The organism is Parvibaculum sp., assembly GCF_035511255.1.
In the GTDB taxonomy this organism is placed as follows: Bacteria; Pseudomonadota; Alphaproteobacteria; order Parvibaculales; family Parvibaculaceae; genus Parvibaculum.
On sequence record NZ_DATKFR010000028.1, the window covers coordinates 1 to 3,740 of the forward strand.

Annotated in this window: 5 protein-coding genes; all 5 read left to right on the top strand. The window is 64.1% G+C overall.

Going from position 1 to position 3,740, the window contains the following annotated elements; genetic code table 11:
• Window positions 1–845: MFS transporter (locus tag VMR03_RS00905; RefSeq protein WP_325401347.1), on the top strand; the 845-nt coding region annotated here is incomplete at its 5' end.
• A gap of 148 nt (window positions 846–993) precedes the next feature.
• Window positions 994–1,458, top strand: coding sequence for a 50S ribosomal protein L13 (gene rplM, locus VMR03_RS00910; RefSeq protein ID WP_325401349.1), 465 nt, complete (start codon window positions 994–996; stop codon window positions 1,456–1,458).
• Window positions 1,458–1,934 (top strand): 30S ribosomal protein S9, encoded by a 477-nt coding sequence (gene rpsI, locus VMR03_RS00915; RefSeq protein ID WP_325401351.1) that lies wholly within the window; start codon window positions 1,458–1,460, stop codon window positions 1,932–1,934. The genes rplM and rpsI overlap by 1 nt, the downstream gene beginning before the upstream one ends.
• A gap of 91 nt (window positions 1,935–2,025) precedes the next feature.
• On the top strand, window positions 2,026–2,985 hold the full coding sequence (gene argC / locus VMR03_RS00920; protein ID WP_325401353.1) for an N-acetyl-gamma-glutamyl-phosphate reductase: 960 nt from the start codon (window positions 2,026–2,028) through the stop codon (window positions 2,983–2,985).
• A 4-nt stretch (window positions 2,986–2,989) separates the two neighbouring features.
• Complete coding sequence (locus VMR03_RS00925; protein WP_325401355.1) at window positions 2,990–3,553, top strand: pyridoxamine 5'-phosphate oxidase family protein; 564 nt, start codon at window positions 2,990–2,992, stop codon at window positions 3,551–3,553.
• Window positions 3,554–3,740: the final 187 nt, after the last annotated feature.

A 3,740-nucleotide genomic window follows, 5' to 3' on the forward strand; every position in this document is an offset into this window, starting at 1 on the left:
TGCCGATCAGCCTTCTGGCCTTCGCCATATCGCGCAGCCTGCCGGGCACGCGCCGCGCCACACATCGTTTCGACTGGGGCAGCGCGGCACTCAACGCCATCGCCTTCGCTCTTCTCATCACCATCATCGACGATATCGGCCACGGCACCCGCAATCTGCCGCGCATCGGCGTCGAGGCGGTGGCGCTTCTGGTCTGCGGCGTCTGGCTGGTGCGACGGCAACTTGCCGAAAAGGCGCCGTTGCTGCCGATCGACCTTCTGCGCATTCCGATCTTCGCGCTGTCGATCTGCACATCGATCCTCTCCTTCGCCGGGCAGATGCTCGCCTTCGTGGCGCTGCCTTTCTATCTGCAGAACCAGCTTGGCCGGAACGAGGTGGAGACCGGCTTGCTGCTCACGCCTTGGCCGATCGTGCTGATGATCGTGGGGCCGTTGTCGGGAAGGCTTGCCGACCGCTATCCGGCGGGTCTCCTCGGCGCCATTGGTATGGCGCTCTTTGCCGGGGGCCTGTTTGCCCTGGCCCTGCTGCCGCCCGATCCCGGCTCTTTCGACATCGTCTGGCGGATGATGCTCTGCGGCGCGGGCTTCGGTCTTTTCCAGTCGCCGAACAACCGCACGCTCATCGGCTCGGCGCCCATCGAGCGGACCGGCGGCGCGAGCGGCATGCTCGGCACCGCGCGGCTCCTCGGCCAGACGGTCGGCGCGGCACTGGTCGCGCTGATCTTCAACCTTCACGCCGGGCAGGGCACCCGGATCGTGCTCTTCACTGCGGCCGGCTTTGCGCTCGCCGCCATGGTCATGAGTTCACTGCGGCTGACGGGAACGGCGCGGGGCGGCCGTGAATGAGGTATCTTGATACCGCACAACGAAAAAGGCCATGTTTCAGCGGGTTTTCAGGCATTTTCGTTGACAGGTCGTGCGACCTGCCTTAGAAGCGCCGCCAGACGAGGGCCGATTTCCGGCTCTTTTTCACAGATTCCGCAGGATTTTTCGCATGAAGACCTATTCCGCGAAACCCGCCGAGATCGAGAAGAAGTGGATCGTGGTCGACGCCGAAGGCGTCGTCGTGGGCCGTCTCGCGACATTCATCGCGAACCGCCTGCGTGGCAAGCACAAGCCGACCTACACGCCCCATCTCGACGACGGCGACCATGTCATCATCGTCAACGCCGAGAAGGTCGTCTTCACCGGCGCGAAATACGAAGACAAGCGCTATTACCGCCATACGGGTCACCCCGGCGGCATCAAGGAAACCTCGCCGAAGAAGCTTCTCGAAGGCCGGTTCCCCGAGCGCGTCATCGAACTCGCCGTGAAGCGCATGATCGCGCGCGGACCGCTCGCCCGCAAGCAGATGGGCAACCTGCACATCTATGGCGGTCCGAATCATCCGCATGAGGCGCAGCAGCCGCAGAAGATCGACTTCGCGTCGCTCAATCGCAAGAATGTGAGGATCGCATAATGGCGCCTGAAACCCATTCGCTCGAAGACCTGAAGGGCGCGATTCAGCAGGCCGACGCTCCCGAAGCGCGCCAGCCGAAGCTCGACAAGTTCGGCCGCGCCTACGCGACCGGCAAGCGCAAGGACGCGGTCGCCCGCGTCTGGATCAAGCCGGGCTCCGGCAAGATTGTCATCAACGGCCGCGAGCTGGAACGCTATTTCGCGCGCCCGGTTCTGCGCATGATCCTGAACCAGCCGCTGGTCACCGCCCAGCGCGAGAAGCAGTACGACATCACCTGCTCGGTGACGGGCGGCGGGCTCTCTGGCCAGGCGGGCGCGATCCGTCACGGCATTTCGCGCGCGCTGACCTATTTCGAGCCGGACCTCCGGGCTGTGCTCAAGAAGGACGGCTTCCTGACGCGCGACAGCCGTACCGTCGAGCGTAAGAAGTACGGCAAGGCCAAGGCCCGCCGCAGCTTCCAGTTCTCGAAGCGCTGATCGCTTTTCGCGATTACGATCAAGGGCGCTTCGGTTATTCGAGGCGCCCTTTTTGTTTGTGCTGTTCCTGCGACGTTAGGCGGAGCGAGAGATGCCCACGAAAATCTTCATCGATGGCGAGGCGGGGACGACGGGTCTCCAGATCCGGGCGCGGCTCGAGGGCCGGCGCGATCTCGATTTCATTCGCCTGTCGGACGAGAAACGCAAGGACGCCGCCGCGCGCAAGGACGCACTCAATTCCGCCGACATCGTGATTCTCTGCCTGCCGGACGACGCGGCGGTGGAAGCGGTCGCGCTGATCGACAATCCCGCCGTGCGCGTGATCGACGCCTCGAGCGCGCACCGAACCGCGCCGGGCTGGACCTTCGGTTTTCCGGAAATGAGCGACCGGCAGCGGCAGGAAATCTCCGGCGCAAAGCGCGTGACCAATCCCGGCTGCTATCCGACGGGCGCCATCGCGCTCATCAAGCCGCTGGTGCGCGCGCATATCCTGCCCGCCGATTGGCCGGTGACGATCAATGCGATCTCCGGTTATTCGGGCGGCGGCAAGCAGATGATCGCCGAATTCGAGGACGAGACCTCGCCGAACTACACGCATGTGCCGTACCGCATCTATGCGATGGGGCTCGAGCACAAGCATGTCGAGGAAATCCGCGTGCATGGCGAGCTGAAGCATCGGCCGCTCTTCGCGCCGTCGGTCGGCCGCTACGCGCAAGGCATGATCGTCGAGGTGCCGTTGCAGCTCTGGGCGCTGCCCGGCGGCGCGACGGTTGCCCATGTCTATGAGGCGATCGCGGATTTCTATGCGGGCGAACGTTTCGTTTCCGTCGCGACGCTCGACGAGGCGGCGGCGCTGAAGACACTCGACCCCGAAGGCCTCAACGGCACCAACGAGTTGAAGCTCTTCGTTTTCGGCAACGAGCTGCGCAAGCAGGCACGGCTCGTCGCTCTGCTCGACAATCTCGGCAAGGGCGCGTCGGCGCAGGCCGTGCAGTGCCTCAACATCATGCTCGGTCTCGACGAAGGGCTCGGAGTCAATCTGGAAGGATAGCGCCATGGCAAAGCAGTTCGCGTCCATCGAACCGGCACAGCGCGACTTCATCGAGCGCCAGCATATCTTCTTCGTCGCGTCGGCGACGGCGGAGAGCCGCGTGAATGTTTCGCCGAAGGGCCTCGACGCTTTGCGGGTCCTCGACGCAAACCATGTCGTCTATCTCGACCACACCGGCAGCGGCAGCGAGACAGCCGCGCATCTTCTGGCGGACGGACGGCTGACGATTATGTTCTGCGCCTTCGAAGGCGCGCCGATGATCCTGCGTCTCTATGGGCGCGGCCATGTCTTGCGCCGTGGCGGCGAGGACTATGCGCGTCTGCTGACGGAGAAGTTCGGCGGCGTCGAGCCGATGGGCGCGCGGCAGATGGTGATGCTCGACATCGATCTGGTGCAGACCTCCTGCGGTTATGCCGTGCCGACCTACGACTACAGGCAGGAACGGCCCGGCCTGACGGGCTGGGCGGAGTCGAAAGGAGAGGACGGCCTCGATGCCTATCGGCGCGAAAAGAACGTGCGGAGCATCGACGGGCTGCCGACAGGCCTGTTCGAGGAGGAAATTCGATAGGGCGGGGATAAGTTCCGGCTATTTTTCCGCATGCGGAACGATGGGACGCGGCACTTGACCAGCGTGACGCTCCTTCCCATCTATCCGGTTATCTCCAGAACTGTGCCTAGAGTTTGAGAAGGATGACGCCGGCGGCGACGGTCGCGGCGGCGATGACGGCGCGCCATCCGAGACCTTCCTTGAGGAT